General features: G+C 56.8%; 18 protein-coding genes. 4 read left to right on the top strand and 14 right to left on the bottom strand.

The annotated features are described in order from the left end of the window. From tatB to udp, 7 genes are all read right to left on the bottom strand, one after another. Complete coding sequence (gene tatB, locus ACHH0Z_RS21565; RefSeq protein WP_032653990.1) at positions 1-543, bottom strand: Sec-independent protein translocase protein TatB; 543 nt, start codon at positions 541-543, stop codon at positions 1-3. Positions 544-546: 3 nt separating this feature from the next. Then, positions 547-801 carry a Sec-independent protein translocase subunit TatA gene (tatA, locus tag ACHH0Z_RS21560; protein WP_020882874.1) on the bottom strand — a complete coding sequence of 85 codons (255 nt, stop codon included), beginning with the start codon at positions 799-801 and terminating at the stop codon, positions 547-549. A gap of 76 nt (positions 802-877) precedes the next feature. Then, positions 878-2,518 carry a ubiquinone biosynthesis regulatory protein kinase UbiB gene (gene ubiB, locus ACHH0Z_RS21555; RefSeq protein ID WP_008501523.1) on the bottom strand — a complete coding sequence of 547 codons (1,641 nt, stop codon included), beginning with the start codon at positions 2,516-2,518 and terminating at the stop codon, positions 878-880. After that, positions 2,515-3,120 (bottom strand): ubiquinone biosynthesis protein UbiJ, encoded by a 606-nt coding sequence (gene ubiJ, locus ACHH0Z_RS21550; protein WP_008501524.1) that lies wholly within the window; start codon positions 3,118-3,120, stop codon positions 2,515-2,517. The genes ubiB and ubiJ overlap by 4 nt, the downstream gene beginning before the upstream one ends. Before the next feature lie 13 nt (positions 3,121-3,133). After that, on the bottom strand, positions 3,134-3,889 hold the full coding sequence (gene ubiE, locus ACHH0Z_RS21545; RefSeq protein WP_008501525.1) for a bifunctional demethylmenaquinone methyltransferase/2-methoxy-6-polyprenyl-1,4-benzoquinol methylase UbiE: 756 nt from the start codon (positions 3,887-3,889) through the stop codon (positions 3,134-3,136). A gap of 66 nt (positions 3,890-3,955) precedes the next feature. Then, positions 3,956-5,413, bottom strand: coding sequence for a DNA recombination protein RmuC (rmuC, locus tag ACHH0Z_RS21540; RefSeq protein ID WP_045408954.1), 1,458 nt, complete (start codon positions 5,411-5,413; stop codon positions 3,956-3,958). A gap of 140 nt (positions 5,414-5,553) precedes the next feature. After that, entirely contained in the window at positions 5,554-6,315 is a 762-nt protein-coding gene (gene udp / locus ACHH0Z_RS21535; protein ID WP_003860792.1) for a uridine phosphorylase, read from the bottom strand. A 255-nt stretch (positions 6,316-6,570) separates the two neighbouring features. Here udp and ACHH0Z_RS21530 point away from each other — a divergent pair, with 255 nt between their 5' ends. Then, positions 6,571-7,377 (top strand): dienelactone hydrolase family protein, encoded by an 807-nt coding sequence (locus ACHH0Z_RS21530; RefSeq protein WP_021242857.1) that lies wholly within the window; start codon positions 6,571-6,573, stop codon positions 7,375-7,377. A 44-nt stretch (positions 7,378-7,421) separates the two neighbouring features. Here ACHH0Z_RS21530 and metE read toward each other — a convergent pair whose 3' ends face one another. Next, on the bottom strand, positions 7,422-9,683 hold the full coding sequence (gene metE / locus ACHH0Z_RS21525) for a 5-methyltetrahydropteroyltriglutamate--homocysteine S-methyltransferase (RefSeq protein ID WP_045408957.1): 2,262 nt from the start codon (positions 9,681-9,683) through the stop codon (positions 7,422-7,424). Positions 9,684-9,798: 115 nt separating this feature from the next. On the opposite strand from metE, the gene metR reads away from it, so the two are divergent. Further along, entirely contained in the window at positions 9,799-10,752 is a 954-nt protein-coding gene (gene metR / locus ACHH0Z_RS21520; protein WP_045408958.1) for an HTH-type transcriptional regulator MetR, read from the top strand. Here metR and ACHH0Z_RS21515 read toward each other — a convergent pair. From ACHH0Z_RS21515 to pldB, 3 genes are all read right to left on the bottom strand, one after another. Then, positions 10,640-11,539 carry a carboxylate/amino acid/amine transporter gene (locus ACHH0Z_RS21515; protein WP_008501530.1) on the bottom strand — a complete coding sequence of 300 codons (900 nt, stop codon included), beginning with the start codon at positions 11,537-11,539 and terminating at the stop codon, positions 10,640-10,642. The genes metR and ACHH0Z_RS21515 overlap by 113 nt on opposite strands. 82 nt (positions 11,540-11,621) lie before the next feature. Beyond that, the gene (gene yigL, locus ACHH0Z_RS21510; RefSeq protein ID WP_045408961.1) at positions 11,622-12,422 is read right to left on the bottom strand and encodes a sugar/pyridoxal phosphate phosphatase YigL; all 801 of its coding nucleotides are present in this window, start codon (positions 12,420-12,422) and stop codon (positions 11,622-11,624) included. Positions 12,423-12,453: 31 nt separating this feature from the next. Next, complete coding sequence (pldB, locus tag ACHH0Z_RS21505; protein WP_045408963.1) at positions 12,454-13,446, bottom strand: lysophospholipase L2; 993 nt, start codon at positions 13,444-13,446, stop codon at positions 12,454-12,456. Positions 13,447-13,555: 109 nt separating this feature from the next. Here pldB and rhtB point away from each other — a divergent pair, with 109 nt between their 5' ends. Next, entirely contained in the window at positions 13,556-14,176 is a 621-nt protein-coding gene (rhtB, locus tag ACHH0Z_RS21500) for a homoserine/homoserine lactone efflux protein (protein WP_008501533.1), read from the top strand. Here the strand turns inward: rhtB and rhtC are convergent. The 3 genes from rhtC to pldA all read right to left on the bottom strand — a co-directional run bounded on the left by rhtC (position 14,173) and on the right by pldA (position 17,644). Continuing rightward, complete coding sequence (gene rhtC / locus ACHH0Z_RS21495) at positions 14,173-14,793, bottom strand: threonine export protein RhtC (RefSeq protein WP_010426287.1); 621 nt, start codon at positions 14,791-14,793, stop codon at positions 14,173-14,175. The genes rhtB and rhtC overlap by 4 nt on opposite strands. Before the next feature lie 61 nt (positions 14,794-14,854). Further along, on the bottom strand, positions 14,855-16,684 hold the full coding sequence (gene recQ, locus ACHH0Z_RS21490) for an ATP-dependent DNA helicase RecQ (protein WP_045408967.1): 1,830 nt from the start codon (positions 16,682-16,684) through the stop codon (positions 14,855-14,857). 90 nt (positions 16,685-16,774) lie between these two features. Continuing rightward, positions 16,775-17,644: a phospholipase A gene (gene pldA / locus ACHH0Z_RS21485; RefSeq protein WP_008501537.1), complete on the bottom strand. Its 870-nt coding sequence runs from the start codon at positions 17,642-17,644 to the stop codon at positions 16,775-16,777. A gap of 163 nt (positions 17,645-17,807) precedes the next feature. Between pldA and yigI the strand changes: the two genes are divergently transcribed. Continuing rightward, on the top strand, positions 17,808-18,275 hold the full coding sequence (gene yigI, locus ACHH0Z_RS21480) for an acyl-CoA thioesterase YigI (RefSeq protein WP_008501538.1): 468 nt from the start codon (positions 17,808-17,810) through the stop codon (positions 18,273-18,275). Positions 18,276-18,300: the final 25 nt, after the last annotated feature.

Raw genomic sequence — 18,300 nt, 5'->3', positions numbered from 1 at the left:
TTACGCTTTATCACTCGACGAGGGGGATGATTCGGAAACGGGCGCGGCGGGTTTTGCCTCGGCAGCGTTAACCACGGGCTTTTCCGGCTGCACCTGCTTTTTCACTTCGGTTTCCTGAGGCGTCTGTTCAGGCGCAGCAGCCTGCTGTTCAGCGCTGGCAGGCGTGACGCCCTCACGCTGTTCTTCGCTGCCCTTCACCACCGGGTTATGGATGGTGTTCGCTTCGTCGCTCGCTTTTTCAGGATCGTTGATGCTATAGGAGCGCTTCATGGATTCCGCCGCTTCGCGCAGCTCATCCATTGACGCTTTCAGTTCCGGCGTCAGGTTATCCATGCTCGCCTTCTCAACCTTTTTCAGGCTTTCCTGAAATTCCTGCAGCTTAAGCTCCTGGGCCAGTTCATTCTGAACGGTCGATGCCAGCGATCTCAGCGCACGAACCCAGCCCGCAACGGTTTTCACCGCCACCGGCAGGCGCTGAGGCCCCAGCACGATCAGGCCAATCACAAAGACCAGCAGGAGCTCACTAAAACCAATGTCGAACACGACTTACACCTGCTCTTTATCGTGGCGTTTAGCGTCTTCCTTTTTGGCTTCTTCTTGCTTGTCGGAGATGGATTTAGCAGTAAAGTCAGCGTCCTGGCTGGTTTTATCCTGCTTGCTCTCATCATCGCTCATCGCTTTCTTGAAGCCTTTGATAGACGCGCCCAGATCGGAACCAATAGAACCGAGCTTTTTGGTGCCAAACAGCAGCACGACGATGACGGCAATGATCAACAATTGCCAGATACTGATACCACCCATACATGTTCCTCAGGGATAGATGATTAATAAGTCAGGTCGCATTATACGTATGCGACCTGTCGATAGCGACGCAAACTCAACGCGTTTTTCGCCATCCGGCAAGCCAGACAACCACCCCGGCGGCCATCAGCCAGGCGGGCATCATCTGCCACTCCGGGCGGTTGATCAGCAGCAGCGTGCCGCTCAGCAGCAGCGTTGCGCCAATCCCAAAGAGATAGCGTGACTGGCCCTGGCGAACACGGCTGGACTGAAGTTCGCGAGCGATTTTATCCATGCTGTGCTGAAGGTTCTTGCTCTGACGCAAACTGTCATAAACCAGTTCAGGAATTTCAGGCATTTTTTCTATCCAGAACGGGCCTTTCTCTTTTAGCGAGCGCACCAGCGCCGGAATGCCAACCTGATCCTTAATCCAGGATTCCAGGAAGGGTTTCGCGGTCTTCCACAAGTCTAACTGAGGATAGAGCTGTCGGCCTACACCCTCAACGTAAAGTAGTGTTTTCTGAAGTAAAACTAGCTGTGGCTGAACTTCCATATTAAAGCGGCGAGCCGTGTTGAACAGGTTCAACAGCACATGTCCGAAGGAGATTTCCGCCAGCGGTTTTTCAAAAATCGGTTCGCAAACGGTCCGGATCGCAAACTCGAACTCTTCGACGTTGGTATCCGGCGGCACCCAGCCGGAATCGACGTGCAGCTCGGCCACCTTACGGTAGTCGCGGTTGAAGAACGCGATGAAGTTCTCGGCCAGATACCGTTTATCTTCTTTATTCAGCGACCCCACAATCCCGCAGTCGATACCGATATACTTCGGATCCTCAGGGTGCTCGTAGCTCACGAAGATATTGCCCGGGTGCATGTCCGCATGGAAAAAGCTGTCGCGGAACACCTGGGTGAAGAAGACCTGCACGCCACGCTCGGCCAACAGCTTCATGTTCGTTCCCTGCTTCTCCAGGGCCACCACATCCGAAACCGGAATACCGTAGATACGCTCCATCACCATCATGTTCTGGCTGCAGTAGTCAGAATAGACTTCGGGAACATAAAGCATCGGGCTGTTTTCAAAGTTGCGACGCAGCTGAATGGCGTTTGCCGATTCACGCAGCAGGTTAAGCTCATCAATCAGCGTTTTTTCATATTCCCGCACCACTTCCATCGGGCGCAGTCGGCGGCCATCAGGTAATAAACGCGGAACCCAACGGGCCAGACGGTAAATCAGCTTCATGTCGGCTTTGATGATCGGCAGGATATCCGGGCGGATCACCTTAATCACCACCTCTTTGCCGTTTTCTTTCAGACGCGCAGTGTGCACCTGAGCAATAGAAGCCGACGCCAGCGGTTCTATTTCGAAATCGTCAAACCAGGTTTCAACGGGAAGATTACCCATCGCCTCTTCGATCTGTTTCTTCGCCCTCACCCCGTCAAACGGGGCAACACGGTCCTGCAGCATCGCCAGTTCATCGGCTATGTGCGGCGGAAAGAGATCGCGGCGGGTCGACAGCATCTGCCCGAACTTAATCCATACCGGGCCAAGCTCCTGCAGCGCCAGGCGCAGGCGTTCGCCCAGCGGCTGACCTTTATGGCGGTTAGGCATCCAGAACAGCATCCGCCGCCAGATACGAAGCGGCAGCGTGATACGCATTTTAGGGATCAGCTCGTCGAGCCCGTAGCTCAAAAAGGTACGAATAATGAAGTAGAGGCGCCGAATTTCACCAGGCGTCATTTGCCCTCCAGTTTTTCCAGCCGTTTGGTTAACGCATCAACCGCACGTTCAACAGCCGCGGTTTCTTCCGCAAACCATGCCACTTCCAGCGGTCCGGGGGCCATTCGCCACTCTTCAGTCAGTACTTCCGCCGCATAGCGTTGCTGACGTAGCAGGCTTTTACGCGCAAAGGACGCGCCACCATGAAGAACCTTCCCGATGCCTTCGGCGGCAATGTCACCGATAAACGGCGCGAGCAGCTCTGCCGGATCAAACTCCGCCAGATCGGTAAGCGCAACGAAGTTCTGCACGACCTGAATGTCGCCTTCCACTTCCAGCTCACCGCTGCGGATAAGCGCCGTTAATTGCTGGCGATCGCGCAGTTTTGGCAGCACGCTCATGTGCGTGATGACCGAGCAGTCGGCGTCACCTTCCCACGCCCCCAGAACGTCAAGCTGGCGTTCGCTGAAGACCAGCACAAGCGGCGTCGAGAACTCTTTTAAAACAATGCGTAATACCTTCCCGTTTAGCCGCTGACGCGCAGCTTTCAGCGCTGGCGCACGATAGAGAAAGGCATTCAGTACGTTTTCGATACCTGCGGAGACTAAGGGTTTAAAGGGCACGGGACACCTCCACTCAGAACTTGTAACCGCGATGCAGCGCGACGACACCCGCCGTCAGGTTGAAATATTCAACGTTCTCGAATTCAGCATCCTGCATCATGGCTTTTAAGGTGTCTTGATCCGGGTGCATACGGATAGATTCCGCCAGATAGCGATAGCTTTCCGCGTCGTTAGCCACCAGCTCACCGATGCGCGGCAGCACGTGGAATGAATAGGCGTCGTAAGCTTTGCTCAGCGGCTCGATAATCGGTTTGGAGAATTCGAGCACCAGCAGGCGTCCACCCGGCTTCAGCACGCGATACATGGAGCGCAGCGCTTTTTCTTTATCGGTCACGTTACGCAGACCGAAGGAGATCGTGATGCAGTCAAAGGTATTATCCGGGAACGGCAGCGCTTCGGCGTTGGCCTGCACATATTCCACATTCCCCACCACGCCGATGTTACGCAGCTTTTCGCGGCCCATTTTGAGCATGGAGTCATTAATGTCTGCCAGAACAACGCGCCCGGTTTCGCCCACCAGACGAGAGAATTTCGCGGTTAAATCGCCCGTACCACCGGCTAAATCCAGCACCGTTTGTCCACGACGCACGCCGCTACAGTCGATAGTGAAGCGCTTCCACAAGCGATGAATGCCGAACGACATCAGGTCATTCATCACATCGTACTTCGCCGCCACGGAATGAAATACGTGGGCCACCATGTCAGCTTTCTGCGCTTTGGCGACAGTCTGAAAGCCAAAGTGCGTTGTGTCTTGTGAATCGTCAACCATCTCAGAGCCTGCTTATCAGTAAAATGTTCGTGAAGTGTAACAGATTGGGCGCAATTGCCCTACGTTTCAACCACCGCGAAAGAAACGCGCCGGGGGTTCGTTCGGTGATAAATCGGCCGCTAACGCATTGTCTTCACTGTTTGTCTTTTGTTCTTCTGCCCCTTCACGCAGGCGAAACTCGTCATCCTGGGCGGTAGCCTGTTCAACCAATTCCGGATTAATCTCGCGTTTCACCTCAACCCCCAGGCTGCGGAATGATTCGGCCTGCGCCAGAAGATTGCCACGTCCTGAGGCGAGTTTTTTCATCGCCTGACGGTAGTTATCCTGCGCGCGGTCCAGGCTCTGCCCGACTGAGGACATGTCGTCCACGAAGAGGCGCATTTTGTCGTACAGCTTGCTGGCGCGGTCGGCAATCTGCTGCGCGTTGCGGCTCTGGTGCTCGTAGCGCCACAGGTTCGCAATCGTGCGTAAGGCCACCAGCAGCGTGGTGGGGCTGACCAGCATAATATTATTTTTGAGCGCTTCGGTGATGAGTTCAGGCTGCCTGTCGAGTGCCAGCAGAAACGCGGGCTCTACCGGAATAAACATCAGGACATAGTCCAGCGAGCGCAGCCCCGGTAGCTGCTGATAGTCTTTCCTGCCGAGCAGGCGAATATGATTGCGTACGGAGGCAATGTGCTCCTGCAGCGCCGATTCTCGGGTGTAGTCATCTTCCGCATTGAAGTAACGCTCATACGCCACCAGCGTCATTTTGGCGTCAATCACCACATCTTTGCCCTGCGGCAGCCGCACAATCACATCCGGCTGCATTCGCGAGCGGGCATCGTTTTCGATACTCACCTGGGTTTCGTATTCATACCCTTCCCGCAGGCCAGAGGCTTCCAGGACGCGGGTCAGCACCACTTCTCCCCAGTTGCCCTGGGTTTTGTTATCCCCTTTAAGCGCGCGGGTGAGGTTGACCGCCTCCTGCGCCATCTGGGCATTCAGCTGCTGGAGATTGCGGATTTCATGCGCCAGGGTGTGCCGCTCTCGGGCTTCCTGACCAAAGCTGTCCTGTACCTGGCGGCGGAAGCCGTCCAGCTGTTCACGCAGGGGCGTCAGCAGGATGTTCAGGCTCTGGCGGTTCTGCTCGTCAACGCGGCGGTTGCTGTGCTCAAAAATACGGTTCGCGAGGTTTTCAAACTGTTCGCTGAGGCGCTGCTCGCTGTTGATCATCTGGCGGATTTTATCTTCCGCATGCAGTTGAGTGGATTCCAGACGGGTGGTCACTTCGCGGAGATCCGCCTCCAGCGAGGTGTTGATATCTCTCAGGTTGCGCAGCTCGTTGTTGAGTAACTCGCACTCCTCTCGCCAGTGATCACTCAGCGCAAGCTGCTGCTTTGCCGCGCTTAATTCGGCGACGATCTCTTCGCGTTCAGCCAGCTGATCGGCCTTCTGCTGTGCATGCTGATAGCTGGAAATGAGCCAGCCTATCGCCACGCCCGCCAGCGCAATCACCGCATAAATCAGGACTGAGATATCCACAATGCCCCCTGCATCAACGTATTACCCGCACAAAATAAGATTGTGCTGTATAAACGTCCAGTTTGAAAGGGTTTTCCTGCGAGGCGCTACGCAAAAAATAAAGGCCGAACGTGTCGGCCTTTGATTTCGAAAGGAGAGGATTAGATCAGGCGACGCGCGGCTTCAACCACGATTTTCACCGCATGACTTTCGGTCTGCTTCATGGTTTCAGCGTTCGGGATCTCCTGCTGAGTACGGTTGACGATAACGCCCGCCACCATACCGGCACGCAGGCCCTGGCTTGCGCACATGGTCAGCAGCGTGGCGGATTCCATTTCGTAGTTCATCACGCCCATGGACTGCCACTCTTCCATAGAGCCTTTGAAGCGGCTTACCACGCGGCCAGAGAAGGTGTCGTAACGCTCCTGACCGGGATAGAAGGTATCGGACGAAGCGGTTACACCCACGTGAGTGGTCGCGCCAACGGATTTCGCGGCTTCAACCAGCGCGGTGGTACATTCAAAGTCTGCTACTGCCGGGAATTCCATCGGCGCAAAGTGCAGGCTTGCGCCATCCAGACGCACGGACGCGGTCGTGACCAGCACGTCGCCCACGTTGATGTGCGGCTGAATAGCGCCGGTCGTACCGATACGCAGGAAAGTACGAATGCCCAGCTGTGCCAGCTCTTCAACAGCAATAGACGTAGACGGGCCACCGATACCGGTAGAACACACGATCACGGCTTTACCATCCAGCTCTGCGCGCCAGGTGGTGAATTCACGATGGGCTGCCAGCTTAACCGGCTTATCCATCAGCGCGGCGATCTTTTCCACACGCTCCGGATCGCCAGGGACGATAGCGAGCGTAGCCCCTTGTAAATCGTTTTTAGTGAGGCCGAGATGAAAAACATCAGACTTAGACATAGGTGACTCCTCTGTGGGTCGGTTAGTCAGAAGAAGTAAAACGGTACTTTACAGAAGCGGAAAGCATAATTTCGTGACACATCTCACCATGAATGAAAATGATTGCATTGAATTTCCATAAAAAGGTGATTTACATCACATTAACAAGTTATATCGTCAGGTGCTGCACAAAAGATAGACCGTTTAAGGCACTGTGAGTTGTTAACCTGGTGACTATATTTACCTTTGCGCTAACTCATTGGTACGGAGAATGCCATGACTGAAAAAACCGGTTTTGCACCTGCTGCGGCCCCGCATGCCTCAACCATCGTCTCAACGTCTGAAGAGGCCATCACGGCGGGTGAGACCTCTATTCCCTCGCAGGGAGAGAATATGCCTGCTTACCACGCACGACCAAAATCGGCAGACGGTCCGCTGCCCATCGTAATCGTGGTCCAGGAAATTTTCGGCGTTCACGAACACATTCGCGACCTCTGCCGCCGGCTGGCGCTGGAAGGCTATCTGGCCGTTGCGCCAGAGCTCTACTTCCGTCAGGGCGATCCGAACGATTACAGCGATATTCCCACCTTGCTCAGCAACCTGGTCAGCAAAGTCCCGGATGCGCAGGTGCTGGCCGATCTCGACCACGTCGCCAGCTGGGCGGCGCGCAACGGGGGCGATCCCCATCGTCTGCTGGTCACCGGTTTCTGCTGGGGCGGACGCATCAGCTGGCTGTATGCCGCGCATAACCCGCAGCTTAAAGCCGCTGTGGCCTGGTACGGTAAACTGGTAGGTGAAAAAACGCTCAATTCACCGAAACATCCCGTGGATATCGCCACGGAGCTGAATGCCCCCGTATTAGGGCTTTATGGCGGTCAGGACACCGGTATTTCGCTGGATTCGGTAGAGACCATGCGCCATGCGCTCCGTGCGGCCAATGCGAAGGCGGAGATCGTGGTGTATCCGGATGCCGGGCACGCGTTTAACGCGGATTATCGTCCGAGCTATCACGCGGAATCAGCCAAAGACGGCTGGCAGAGAATGCTGGCGTGGTTCAGCCAGTACGGCGGTAAAAAAGCGTAAAAAAAAGCCCGGTGGCGTCTACGCCTTACCGGGCCTACGCATCATCAAGCCTGACGCAAGTTTTGCGCCGCCTTCACCATGTTCGCCAGCGCGGCACGCGTCTCCGGCCAGCCGCGAGTTTTCAGGCCGCAGTCCGGGTTCACCCACAGACGCTCAGCCGGAATGCGCTGGGCCGCTTTTTTCAGCAGCGACTCAATCCACTCCACGCTCGGCACGTTCGGAGAGTGGATGTCGTACACCCCCGGACCGATTTCGTTCGGGTAGTCGAATTCTTCAAACGACTCCAGCAGCTCCATGTCTGAACGCGAGGTCTCGATGGTGATCACGTCAGCGTCCAGCGCGGCTATCGAATCCATGATGTCGTTAAATTCGCAGTAACACATGTGGGTGTGGATCTGGGTGTCGTCCTTCGCCACCGCGGCGTTGATGCGAAACGCCTCCACGCCCCACTTCAGGTAGGCATCCCAGTCGCTGCGGCGCAGCGGCAGACCTTCGCGCAGGGCCGGTTCGTCAATCTGGATGATGCCTATGCCTGCAGCTTCCAGATCCGCCACTTCATCACGCAGTGCCAGCGCGATTTGCTTCGCGATGGTCTCGCGGGTTACGTCCTCACGCGGGAAGGACCAGCAAAGAATGGTCACCGGACCGGTGAGCATGCCTTTTACCGGCTTGTCGGTCAGGGACTGGGCGTACTTCGCCCACTCAACCGTGATCGGCTCCGGACGGCTGACGTCACCGATGACCACCGGCGGCTTGACGCAGCGGGAGCCATAGCTTTGCACCCAGCCGTTCTGGGTAAAGACGAACCCGTCCAGGTGTTCACCGAAGTATTCCACCATGTCGTTACGCTCGGCCTCGCCGTGCACCAGCACGTCCAGCCCCAGCCGCTCCTGCTCGATAATCGCCTGCTTGATGTGTTCGGCAATCCCGGTGCGGTAGTGATTCGCATCCAGATTCCCCTTTTTGAAGTCCAGACGCAGGCCGCGGATTTCGGTGGTCTGCGGGAAGGAACCGATAGTGGTGGTTGGCCACGCGGGCAGGTTGAACCGGGCGCGCTGGGCTTCGGCACGGACTTCATACGGGCTCTGACGCTGGCTGTCCCGGGCGGTGATGGCCGCCAGGCGTTTTTCCACTGCCGGGTTATGCACGCGCGCCGAGTGACGACGTGCCTGGATCGGTGCACTCCATGCGTTAATCGCCGCCGTGTCGCCGCTGTTCAGCGCATCGCGCAGCAGCGCCAGCTCTTCACATTTTTGCAGGGCGAAGGCAAACCAGCTTTTTACTTCAGGGTCGAGACGGGTTTCCACGCTCAGATCGATCGGACTGTGCAGCAGCGAGCAGGATGAAGCCACCCACAGCTCACGTTTGCCAACGATGTCTTTAATTTGTGCGTATTTCTCGGTCAGATCGGCGCGCCAGACGTTACGGCCGTTGACCAGACCGGCGGAGAGCAGCCAGTCTGCTGGCAGGCGCTTGTGCAGTTCTGCGACGTCATCTTTGCCATGCACCAGGTCAACGTGCAGCCCCTGCACCGGCAATCTGGTGATGGTGCTGAGGTTCGGCGTCACACCTTCAAAGTAGGTGGTAAGCAACAGCTTCACCTGTCCGTTGAGTGCATCGTAAGCCGGTTTGAAAGCATCAAGCCAAACCTGAGGCAGTTCGAGCACCAGCGCGGGCTCGTCGATTTGCACCCACTGAATGCCACGTTTGCCCAGTTCAATCAGCACCTGTTTGTAGACCGGCAGAATGTCCTTCAGCAGGCTCAGACGATCGAACTGCTCACCTTTGATTTTCCCCAACCACAGATAGGTCAGTGGCCCCAACAGTACGGGTTTCACCTGGTGGCCCAGCGCCAGCGCTTCGTCCACTTCATCCAGAAGCTGCGTCCAGGTCAGCCTGAACTGCTGACCTTTTACGAACTCCGGTACCATATAGTGATAGTTGGTGTTAAACCACTTGGTCATTTCCGCCGCTGCCGCTGGCTCACCCGTTGGCGCACGGCCACGGCCGATGCGGAACAGGGTATCGATATCTACCGATCCATCGTTGTTCTGATGACGAGCCGGCACGTTGCCAAGCAGCAGGCTGGTCGTCAGAACATGGTCGTACCAGGCGAAATCGCCCACCGGCAGCAGGTCAATTCCCGCCTGCTTCTGCTGCGCCCAGTGCCGGGCGCGCAGCTCGCGCCCCACTGCCAGCAGTTCTTCACGGGTGGAGTTCCCCGCCCAGTAGCTTTCTTGCGCTTTTTTCAGCTCGCGACGCAGGCCAACGCGAGGGAAACCGAGAGTGTGATTACGGATTGTCATGGTATGCCCCTTGTGAAATTCGTTATTTAGACGTCCAGATGTTTACACTTCTATAATTGGCAGGTACTGTATATTCCTCAAGCGCAAAATGTTCATGGCGAAGTGAAGGACTTTCATGATCGAGATAAAACACCTGAAAACGCTGCAAGCGTTGCGGAACTGCGGATCGCTCGCAGCAGCGGCGGCCACGTTGCACCAGACCCAGTCCGCCCTTTCTCACCAGTTCAGCGATCTGGAACAACGCCTCGGCTTCCGTCTTTTTGTGCGTAAGAGCCAGCCGCTGCGCTTTACGCCGCAGGGCGAAATTTTGCTTCAGCTGGCGAATCAGATTCTGCCGCAGATCGCCAGCGCGCTGCAGGCGTGTAACGAACCGCAGCAGACCACGCTGCGTATCGCCATTGAGTGCCACAGCTGTATTCAGTGGCTGACCCCCGCGCTTGAGAACTTCCGCCAGAAGTGGCCGCAGGTGGAGATGGACTTTAAATCCGGCGTGACGTTCGACCCGCAGCCCTCGCTGCAGCAGGGCGAGCTGGATCTGGTGATGACGTCCGATATTCTGCCGCGCAGCGGCCTGTACTATTCACCGATGTTTGATTATGAGGTGCGCCTGGTGCTGGCACCGGACCATCCGCTGGCGACCAAAACGCGCATCACGCCGGAAGACCTGGCAACGGAAACGCTGCTGATTTACCCGGTGCAGCGCAGTCGTCTGGATATCTGGCGTCACTTCCTGCAGCCGGCAGGCATTAGCCCGCAGCTGAAAAGCGTGGATAACACCTTGCTGTTGATTCAGATGGTGGCGGCCAGCATGGGTATCGCGGCGCTGCCGCACTGGGTGGTGGAGAGTTTTGAACGCCAGGGCCTGGTGGTCACCAAAACCCTGGGTGAAGGACTGTGGAGCCGGCTGTACGCCGCCGTGCGCGATGGCGAGCAGCGTCAGCCGATTACGGAGGCGTTTATTCGCTCAGCGCGGAACCACGCGTGCGACCATCTTCCGTTTGTGCGGAGCGCGGAGCGACCCAGCGTCGATGGACCCACAGAGAAGCCAGGATCACCGCTCCCCCAATAAGGAAGCTCGGCCAGTGCGGCTGTTGCTGCCAGATGGCAAGGTTGACCAGCAGCCCTGCAGGAACATGTACGTTGTTCATGATCCCGAGCGTACCGGCGTCGACCTGCGTCGCGCCGTAGTTCCACATGAAGTACCCCAACCCGGAAGCCACGACGCCCAGCCAGACCAGAACACCCCACTGTACGGTGGTGGTCGGCAGCTTTTGCGGGTTACCCAGCATAAACCACGCCGCCACCGCGACGATCGCGGCCCCCATGTAGAACCACGCAAACGCGTTATGCTGCGGCATCGGACGGGTTTCCATCAGGCGTTTGTAGCCCACCATGCCGATGGCGAAGCTGATGTTGGCGAGCTGGACGAACATCAGCCCGGTCCAGAAGTGATCGCTCACTTTGTCATAGCGAATAATTGCCGCGCCAATCACCGCCAGCGCCGCGCTCAGCAGATATCCCCAACGCAGGCGGCGCTTGCTGAGCAAATCGTAGATCAGCGTGATATAGAGCGGCGTTAGCACGGTGAACAGCAGGAATTCCGAGACGGACAGGTAGACATAAGCCCGGAAGCTGAACAGGTACATGATGCCGAGCTGCATCGCCCCCACCAGCATATACAGCACAATCGTTTTCAGCGACTGCCCGCGCGTGCGCAGAAACGGCAGGAACACCAGCGCCGCCAGCCCCACGCGCATCAGCACCGAGAAGTAGCTGTCGACCGAACCGGCAAGGTATTCGCCAATCAGGCTAAAGGAGAAGGCCCACAGGATAGTGGTGATAATGAGTAGCGCCACAATGCTTGTCTCTCAGAAAGAAGGACAGGCATTGTAGCGAACTCTTTAGTTGACAACTGAGCAATAAACAACCAAATGAAGATTATTCAAGGAACAGCTTGCGCAGGTATTTCGGTACCGCGTTGTCAGCGTTAGAACCAATCACCTCCAGCTCCGGGTGCAGATCTTTCAGACGCTGATGCGCGTTCTGCATGATGCAGCCCTTACCCGCCATCGACAGCATTTCAGCATCGTTCATGCTGTCACCAAAGGCGATACAGTCTTTCAGCTCGAAGCCCAGACGTTTCGCGACCGCTTCCAGCGCGTGCCCTTTGGAGACGCCTCCCGCCATCACTTCCAGACAGGTCAGGGTTGAGAAGCTGACGTTGACGCGATCGCCCCAGCGGGCGTTGATCGCCTGTTCCAGCGGGAGCAGCTCTTCGTGGCTGTCGCAGGTGAAGAACACCTTGCTGATCCCTTCCGGCTCCAGCAGGCCTGGCTCGTACAGGGAGTAGTTGAATACGGCTTCCTTGAAGAAACGCATCTCATCCGGGTGGTGGCGGTTCATGAACCAGTCGTCGTCGCGGTAAACGTTCGTAACGATAGCCGGGTTGTTGTGCACCACGCCGAACAGATCGGCGGCAATATCGCGATCCAGGTTGTGGGTAAAAATCAGGTTGCCGTCGGTATCATGCACACGCGCACCGTTGGAGGTGATCATGTACGATTTGATCTCAAGATTATCGCGGATCTGCCCCACGTCGACGTGGTGGCGGCCGGTGGCAAATACGAAGTTCACGCCACGGGCGGTCAGAAGCTTCAGGGTCTCTTTCGCGTAAGGCGACAGGGTGTGGTCAGGGGAAAGCAGCGTGCCATCTAAATCAGATGCAACAACCTGGTACATAGGGATTTCAACCTCTGGTGGAAAACAAAAATCAATTATGCCTGTTGAAAAATTCAACAATGGCGATGAGCGCGACTGAGCGCATAGCGTCCTTTTCAAAAAGGATCTCATGGTACGCGCCGTTAATGACCAGCGGTTTTCCCCCTTCACAAGGGTGACCGGCGGCAGCGCGCAGTTCACAATAGCGGTCATGCATGCGGTTACCCACCACACGCTCTTCTTCCGCCTGAATCAGGAGTGTTGGCGTGTCGTCGTTGTCGACACCAGCCAGCACCTGCTCACCGGCAAGGATACCTTCCCGTACCCAGTGATATGTCGGGCCACCCACGCGCAGGCGGGGCTCATCGGCATAAAAACGCAGGTTACGACGATAGCGCTGGCGACTGTGCGTCAGCACGTTCATCGCGAACGGCAGCGCCCGCCAGCGTCCCGTCCCGATGGCATAGCCTTCCCGAATGCGCTGATGGCCCTCAGCCCAGTCGAGAATATGGCGTACCATCCAGTCAGGAAAGCGCATGACGATGCCATACATCGGCGCGGTGAGCGCAATGGCGTCGCACTGGTGAGCGTGGCGCTGTAAAAACAGCGTTGAAATCGCACCGCCCATTGAGTGCGCCAGAATATAGCGCTTCCGCCAGGGACCTGGCTCGACCTCCTGCTGCCAGAACGCGGCGAGATCGTCGACGTAATCGCTGAAGTTATCCACGTGGCCGCGATGGGTATCCGATAACAGGCGCCCTGACAGCCCCTGCCCGCGGTGATCGATAATCAGCACATCGAAGCCCAGATGGAACAGGTCATAGGCCAGTTCGGCGTATTTGATGTAGCTCTCAATACGTCCGGGGCAGACCACAATGACCCGGTCATTTTTCTTGTCGTGAAAACGCACAAAGCGTACTGGAATATCGCCGACGCCCGTAAACTCATCTTCCTCACGCTGGCGCCAGAAATCGGTCAGCGGCCCCATGGAGAAAGCAGCAAATGCGTTTTCTCGTGTTTCCCAGTCCTTTTTCTGCTGAAACATCGGGTTTCTACTCACCTAAGCCAAGGAATATCGTTTTTTCGTAACCGGTCACAAAATGACTCAACAATAGCGTATTGTGGCATAAAAACAGACAATTCGGGAGTTTCAAATGACCTTCGAGTGGTGGTTCGCTTACCTGCTGACATCCATCATCCTTAGCCTTTCACCGGGCTCGGGCGCCATTAACACCATGACCACCTCCATCAACCACGGCTATCGCGGCGCGGCGGCGTCCATTGCCGGTTTGCAGACCGGGCTGGGCATTCATATCGTGCTGGTCGGGATTGGTCTGGGCACCCTGTTCTCCCGCTCCGTACTGGCCTTTGAAGTGCTGAAATGGGCCGGGGCGGCCTATCTGATTTGGCTCGGCATCCAGCAGTGGCGCGCGGCAGGCTCCATTAACCTGAATACGCTCGCGCAGACGCAAAACCGCGGTCATCTGTTTAAGCGTGCAGTTTTCGTCAACCTGACCAACCCGAAGAGCATCGTTTTCCTCGCCGCGCTGTTCCCGCAGTTTATCGTGCCGCATCAGCCGCAGGTGATGCAGTACGTAGTGCTGGGCGCGACCACCATTATCGTCGATATTATCGTCATGATTGGTTACGCGACGCTGGCGCAGCGGATTGCGGCGTGGATTAAAGGGCCTAAGCAGATGAAGGCCCTGAATAAAGTCTTTGGTTCGCTGTTTATGCTGGTTGGCGCGCTGCTTGCGTCAGCCCGTCATGCTTAGCGAGAAATGATGAGATGAATGCCGAAGCCGGCGAACAGCGCGCCGGCGAAGCCGTCGATCCACTTCGCAATACGCTGGTAGCCGCGGCGCATCGCCGGTAAGGCGAACAGACTGGCCACGATGGTAAACCAGGCAAAGGTTTCAACGACGATCAGCAGGAAGATGCCCCAGCGTGCGCCCGCACCGACGCTATCACCCACAAACAGCGAGAACACGGAGCCGAAATAGATAATCGCTTTCGGGTTCGCCAGGTTGGTCAGCAGCCCTTTTACAAAGCTGCGGCCGCCCGTTGCCAGCTCGACCTTTGGCTCTTCCGGTTTTTTCTCTTCTTTTTTCAGCGCCCCGCGCAGCATCTGGTAACCCATCCAGCACAGGTACAGCCCGCCGCCGACCATAATGATGTTATGCAGCCAGGCCATCTTCGCCAGGATCAGGTTCAGACCGAGCAGCGCAACTGCCGCCCAGACCATAACGCCCATGGTGATACCGAGCACACCCATCATCGCCTCCTTGCGGGAGCGGCTGACGGCCGTTTGCGACACGAAGAAAAAGTCAGGTCCCGGGCTCATCAGCGCAACGATGTGCACTAACGCCACGGTGAGAAATAGCATTAACATAATTAGCTCGCGGGGAAATAATTCAGTGAGTCATCATCCTGGCACTTTTTCGCCCGGCTGACTACTCCTCATCATCACCATCAACGTGGGAACGGATGAGTGCCATAAACTCTTTACCGAAGCGCTCCAGCTTGCGCGTGCCGACGCCGTTGACGCTGAGCATTTCGCTGGCGCTGAGCGGCATCTGCTCGGCCATCTCAATGAGCGTGGCGTCGTTGAACACCACGTAAGGCGGGATATTCTCTTCATCGGCGATGGCTTTACGCAGCTTGCGCAGTTTGGCGAACAGCTTGCGGTCGTAGTTGCCGCCGTACGATTTTTGCATCACCCGCGGCTTGAGGGCGACCACACGCGGCACGGCGAGCTTCAGTTGAACGTCACCGCGCAGCACCGGACGCGCCGCTTCGGTCAGCTGTAGCGCAGAGTGCTGAGCAATGTTCTGCGTGGCAAAGCCGAGGTGGATCAGCTGACGAATGATGCTGACCCAGTGCTCGTGGCTCTGGTCCTTGCCAATACCGTAGACAGGCAGCTTGTCGTGGCCCATGTCGCGGATACGCTGGTTATTGGCACCGCGCAGCACTTCCACCACGTAGCCCATCCCGAAGCGCTGGTTCACGCGGTAAATGGTCGAGAGCGCCTTACGCGCGTCCATCAGGCCATCGTACTGTTTCGGGGGATCCAGGCAGATATCGCAGTTACCGCACGGCTCCTGCCGCCCTTCACCAAAGTAGTTGAGCAGCACCAGACGACGGCAGGTTTGCGCTTCGGCAAACGCGCCCATCGCGTTGAGCTTGTGGCGCTCGATATCCTGCAGCTGGCCCTGCGGCTTCTCTTCCAGACAGCGGCGCAGCCACGCCATATCGGCCGGATCGTAAAACAGCATCGCTTCCGCAGGCAAGCCGTCACGCCCGGCGCGACCGGTTTCCTGATAGTAGGATTCGATATTGCGCGGAATGTCGAAGTGCACCACAAAGCGCACGTTGGGCTTGTTGATCCCCATCCCGAACGCCACCGTCGCGACGACGATTTGCAGGTCGTCGCGCTGGAATTTTTCCTGCACGTCGGCGCGGATGTGGTTCTCTAACCCGGCATGGTATGCCGCCGCGCTAAAGCCACGGTTTTGCAGACGCGCAGCGGTGTCTTCCACCTTTGCGCGGCTGTTGCAGTAGATGATGCCGGACTTGCCGCGCTGCTCCTGGACGTAGCGCAGGAGCTGATCCAGCGGCTTGAATTTTTCCATCAGCATGTAGCGGATGTTCGGGCGGTCGAAGCTGCTGACCTGAATATACGGGTCGTTCAACCCCAGCAGGCGAACGATATCCAGGCGCGTGGTGTCATCCGCCGTGGCGGTAAGCGCCATAAACGGCAGCTCGGGGAAGCGCTGACGCAGCTGGCCGAGGGCGGCGTATTCCGGGCGGAAATCGTGCCCCCACTGGGAGATACAGTGCGCTTCATCCACCGCCAGCAGAACCGGATTCCAGTGCGCGAGATGGTCGAGGAAGTTATCCAGCATCAGGCGTTCCGGCGCGATATACAGCAGGCGGATCTGCCCGGTGCGGCACCCGGCCATCACCTCTTGCTGCTGCTCCCGGGTTTGCGTCGAGTTCAGACAGGCCGCCGCGACACCGTTGGCGAGCAGCTGATCAACCTGGTCTTTCATTAGCGAAATGAGCGGGGATACCACGACCGTCAGGCCGTTAAGCACCAGCGCAGGCACCTGATAACAGAGGGACTTACCGCCGCCGGTCGGCATCACCACCAGGCAGTCACGGCCTTGCAGCACCGTTTCAATGATGGTTTCCTGGCCAGGGCGGAACTGCTGGTAGCCAAAGGTTTCATGCAAAACCTGTTTAGCCAGCGACTCCTGATTCAATACTTCCGCCTGCGCCACATTAACCCCATATGCGAAAAATAAAACAGGCGCTATTTTCAGCGCCTGAGAGAGAAACTTCAACGTTTAACGCAAAAACATTCGAGCAACCTAGAGAATATCGTTCAGCATCACGCCCACGCCGACGCGGGTCTGGTTGAAGTTGTAATCGATAAGCGACTCGCCGTAACCGCTGTAGACCTGCGTATAGATGCGAACGTGCTTCGTCATAGGATAGCTTAAGCCCACTTCCGCGCCGCCGTAACCGGTATTCCAGTTATACTGCCCCTTCGCGCTCAGTACGGCATCGCCCAACTGATAGCCGACTTTGAGCTGGTAGTAGCCCATGTATTTGGTGATGTCCGGGTTGTCATCAGTGCTGCCGACCACATACCACGGCTTCACCTCCACCATCCAGTTACCGTTCTGCGCCATCAGGCGCGTATAGGCGCGGTTCCAGCTACGGGATGTCGGATCGGAACGTCCGTTAGAATCATGGTTAAAGCCCACTTCGACGTCACGCAGCGTCCAGCCGGCGAATTCATAATCCGTTGCGAAGCCGAGGAACAGCTGCGGCTCGTAGTTGGTTTCGCGGAACGGCGAGGATTCCCCGCTGTTAGAGAGCTGCCACCAGGACTTCTGCGTGTAAGACGCACCAAGCACCGAGTTCGGCCCCAGAATGCCGCGCCAGAACGGGAACGCGAGGCTGAGCTGGAACTTCACCTCATCTTTACGCGCATTATCAGACCAGTTATAGGAGCTTATCGCCTCTTTGTTGAGGTCGCTGGTCTGGGTGTAAATCACGTAGTTGGTGTCGTACGGATAGAGCGTGAACGGATTGTCATGCTCCTGAAGAAGGTTCGCGATAATGCTACCGTGCACGGCAGGCTTATCATGCACCTCTTTAATTGTCGCTTCCTGCGCATAGGCTGTGAGGGGCAGCGAAATCGCCGCCAGTAACCAGGCCAGATACGTCCGCATCGGTGGTGTTCTCCTGCAAAAGAGTAAAATTACCTGAATAGTTATGTGGCGAACATTCTACAGACTTCTGCGACAACTGCTGCATCCTCGTTTCTGAAAGTAGCATTCCTTGTTGCTGAGGCATAAAATCAACATTTCGTTAACAATAAGGATGTGATGCCTCATGTCAGCCATGCTTACCGCCGAAGAAGTGTTAAAACTCGTGGGCGAGATATTTGTTTACCATATGCCGTTTAACCGTGCGCTGGGACTGGAGCTGGAGCGTTACGAGAAAGACTTTGCCCAGCTGAGTTTCAATAACCAGCCGATGATGGTCGGGAACTGGGCGCAAAGTATTCTGCATGGCGGGGTGATTGCCTCCGCGCTGGACGTGGCGGCAGGACTGGTCTGCGTGGGCAGTACGCTGACGCGCCATGACACCATCAACGAAGACGAACTTCGCCAGCGTCTGGCGCGCATGGGCACCATTGATTTGCGCGTCGACTATCTTCGCCCAGGGCGCGGAAACCGCTTCACCTGTACCAGCAGCCTGCTGCGCGCCGGGAATAAAGTTGCCGTGGCGCGCGTGGAATTACACAACGAAGAACAGGTTTATATCGCCAGCGCAACCGCCACTTATATGGTGGGTTGAGGCGGCAAAATCGGGTAAAATTGAT

This window comes from Enterobacter cloacae complex sp. 2024EL-00227 (assembly GCF_043945315.1).
In the GTDB taxonomy this organism is placed as follows: domain Bacteria; phylum Pseudomonadota; class Gammaproteobacteria; order Enterobacterales; family Enterobacteriaceae; genus Enterobacter; species Enterobacter roggenkampii.
This window is presented reverse-complemented; position numbering and strand designations above follow the sequence as displayed.

Coding starts and splice junctions, on each gene's coding strand:
- pldA (WP_008501537.1), bottom strand. CDS start 17,644: ATGCGGACGTATCTGGCCTGGTTACTGGCGGCGATTTCGCTGCCCCTC.
- udp (WP_003860792.1), bottom strand. CDS start 6,315: ATGTCTAAGTCTGATGTTTTTCATCTCGGCCTCACTAAAAACGATTTA.
- rhtB (WP_008501533.1), top strand. CDS start 13,556: ATGACCTTCGAGTGGTGGTTCGCTTACCTGCTGACATCCATCATCCTT.
- yigI (WP_008501538.1), top strand. CDS start 17,808: ATGTCAGCCATGCTTACCGCCGAAGAAGTGTTAAAACTCGTGGGCGAG.
- metR (WP_045408958.1), top strand. CDS start 9,799: ATGATCGAGATAAAACACCTGAAAACGCTGCAAGCGTTGCGGAACTGC.
- pldB (WP_045408963.1), bottom strand. CDS start 13,446: ATGTTTCAGCAGAAAAAGGACTGGGAAACACGAGAAAACGCATTTGCT.
- ACHH0Z_RS21530 (WP_021242857.1), top strand. CDS start 6,571: ATGACTGAAAAAACCGGTTTTGCACCTGCTGCGGCCCCGCATGCCTCA.
- ubiE (WP_008501525.1), bottom strand. CDS start 3,889: ATGGTTGACGATTCACAAGACACAACGCACTTTGGCTTTCAGACTGTC.
- ubiB (WP_008501523.1), bottom strand. CDS start 2,518: ATGACGCCTGGTGAAATTCGGCGCCTCTACTTCATTATTCGTACCTTT.
- yigL (WP_045408961.1), bottom strand. CDS start 12,422: ATGTACCAGGTTGTTGCATCTGATTTAGATGGCACGCTGCTTTCCCCT.
- rhtC (WP_010426287.1), bottom strand. CDS start 14,793: ATGTTAATGCTATTTCTCACCGTGGCGTTAGTGCACATCGTTGCGCTG.
- tatA (WP_020882874.1), bottom strand. CDS start 801: ATGGGTGGTATCAGTATCTGGCAATTGTTGATCATTGCCGTCATCGTC.
- metE (WP_045408957.1), bottom strand. CDS start 9,683: ATGACAATCCGTAATCACACTCTCGGTTTCCCTCGCGTTGGCCTGCGT.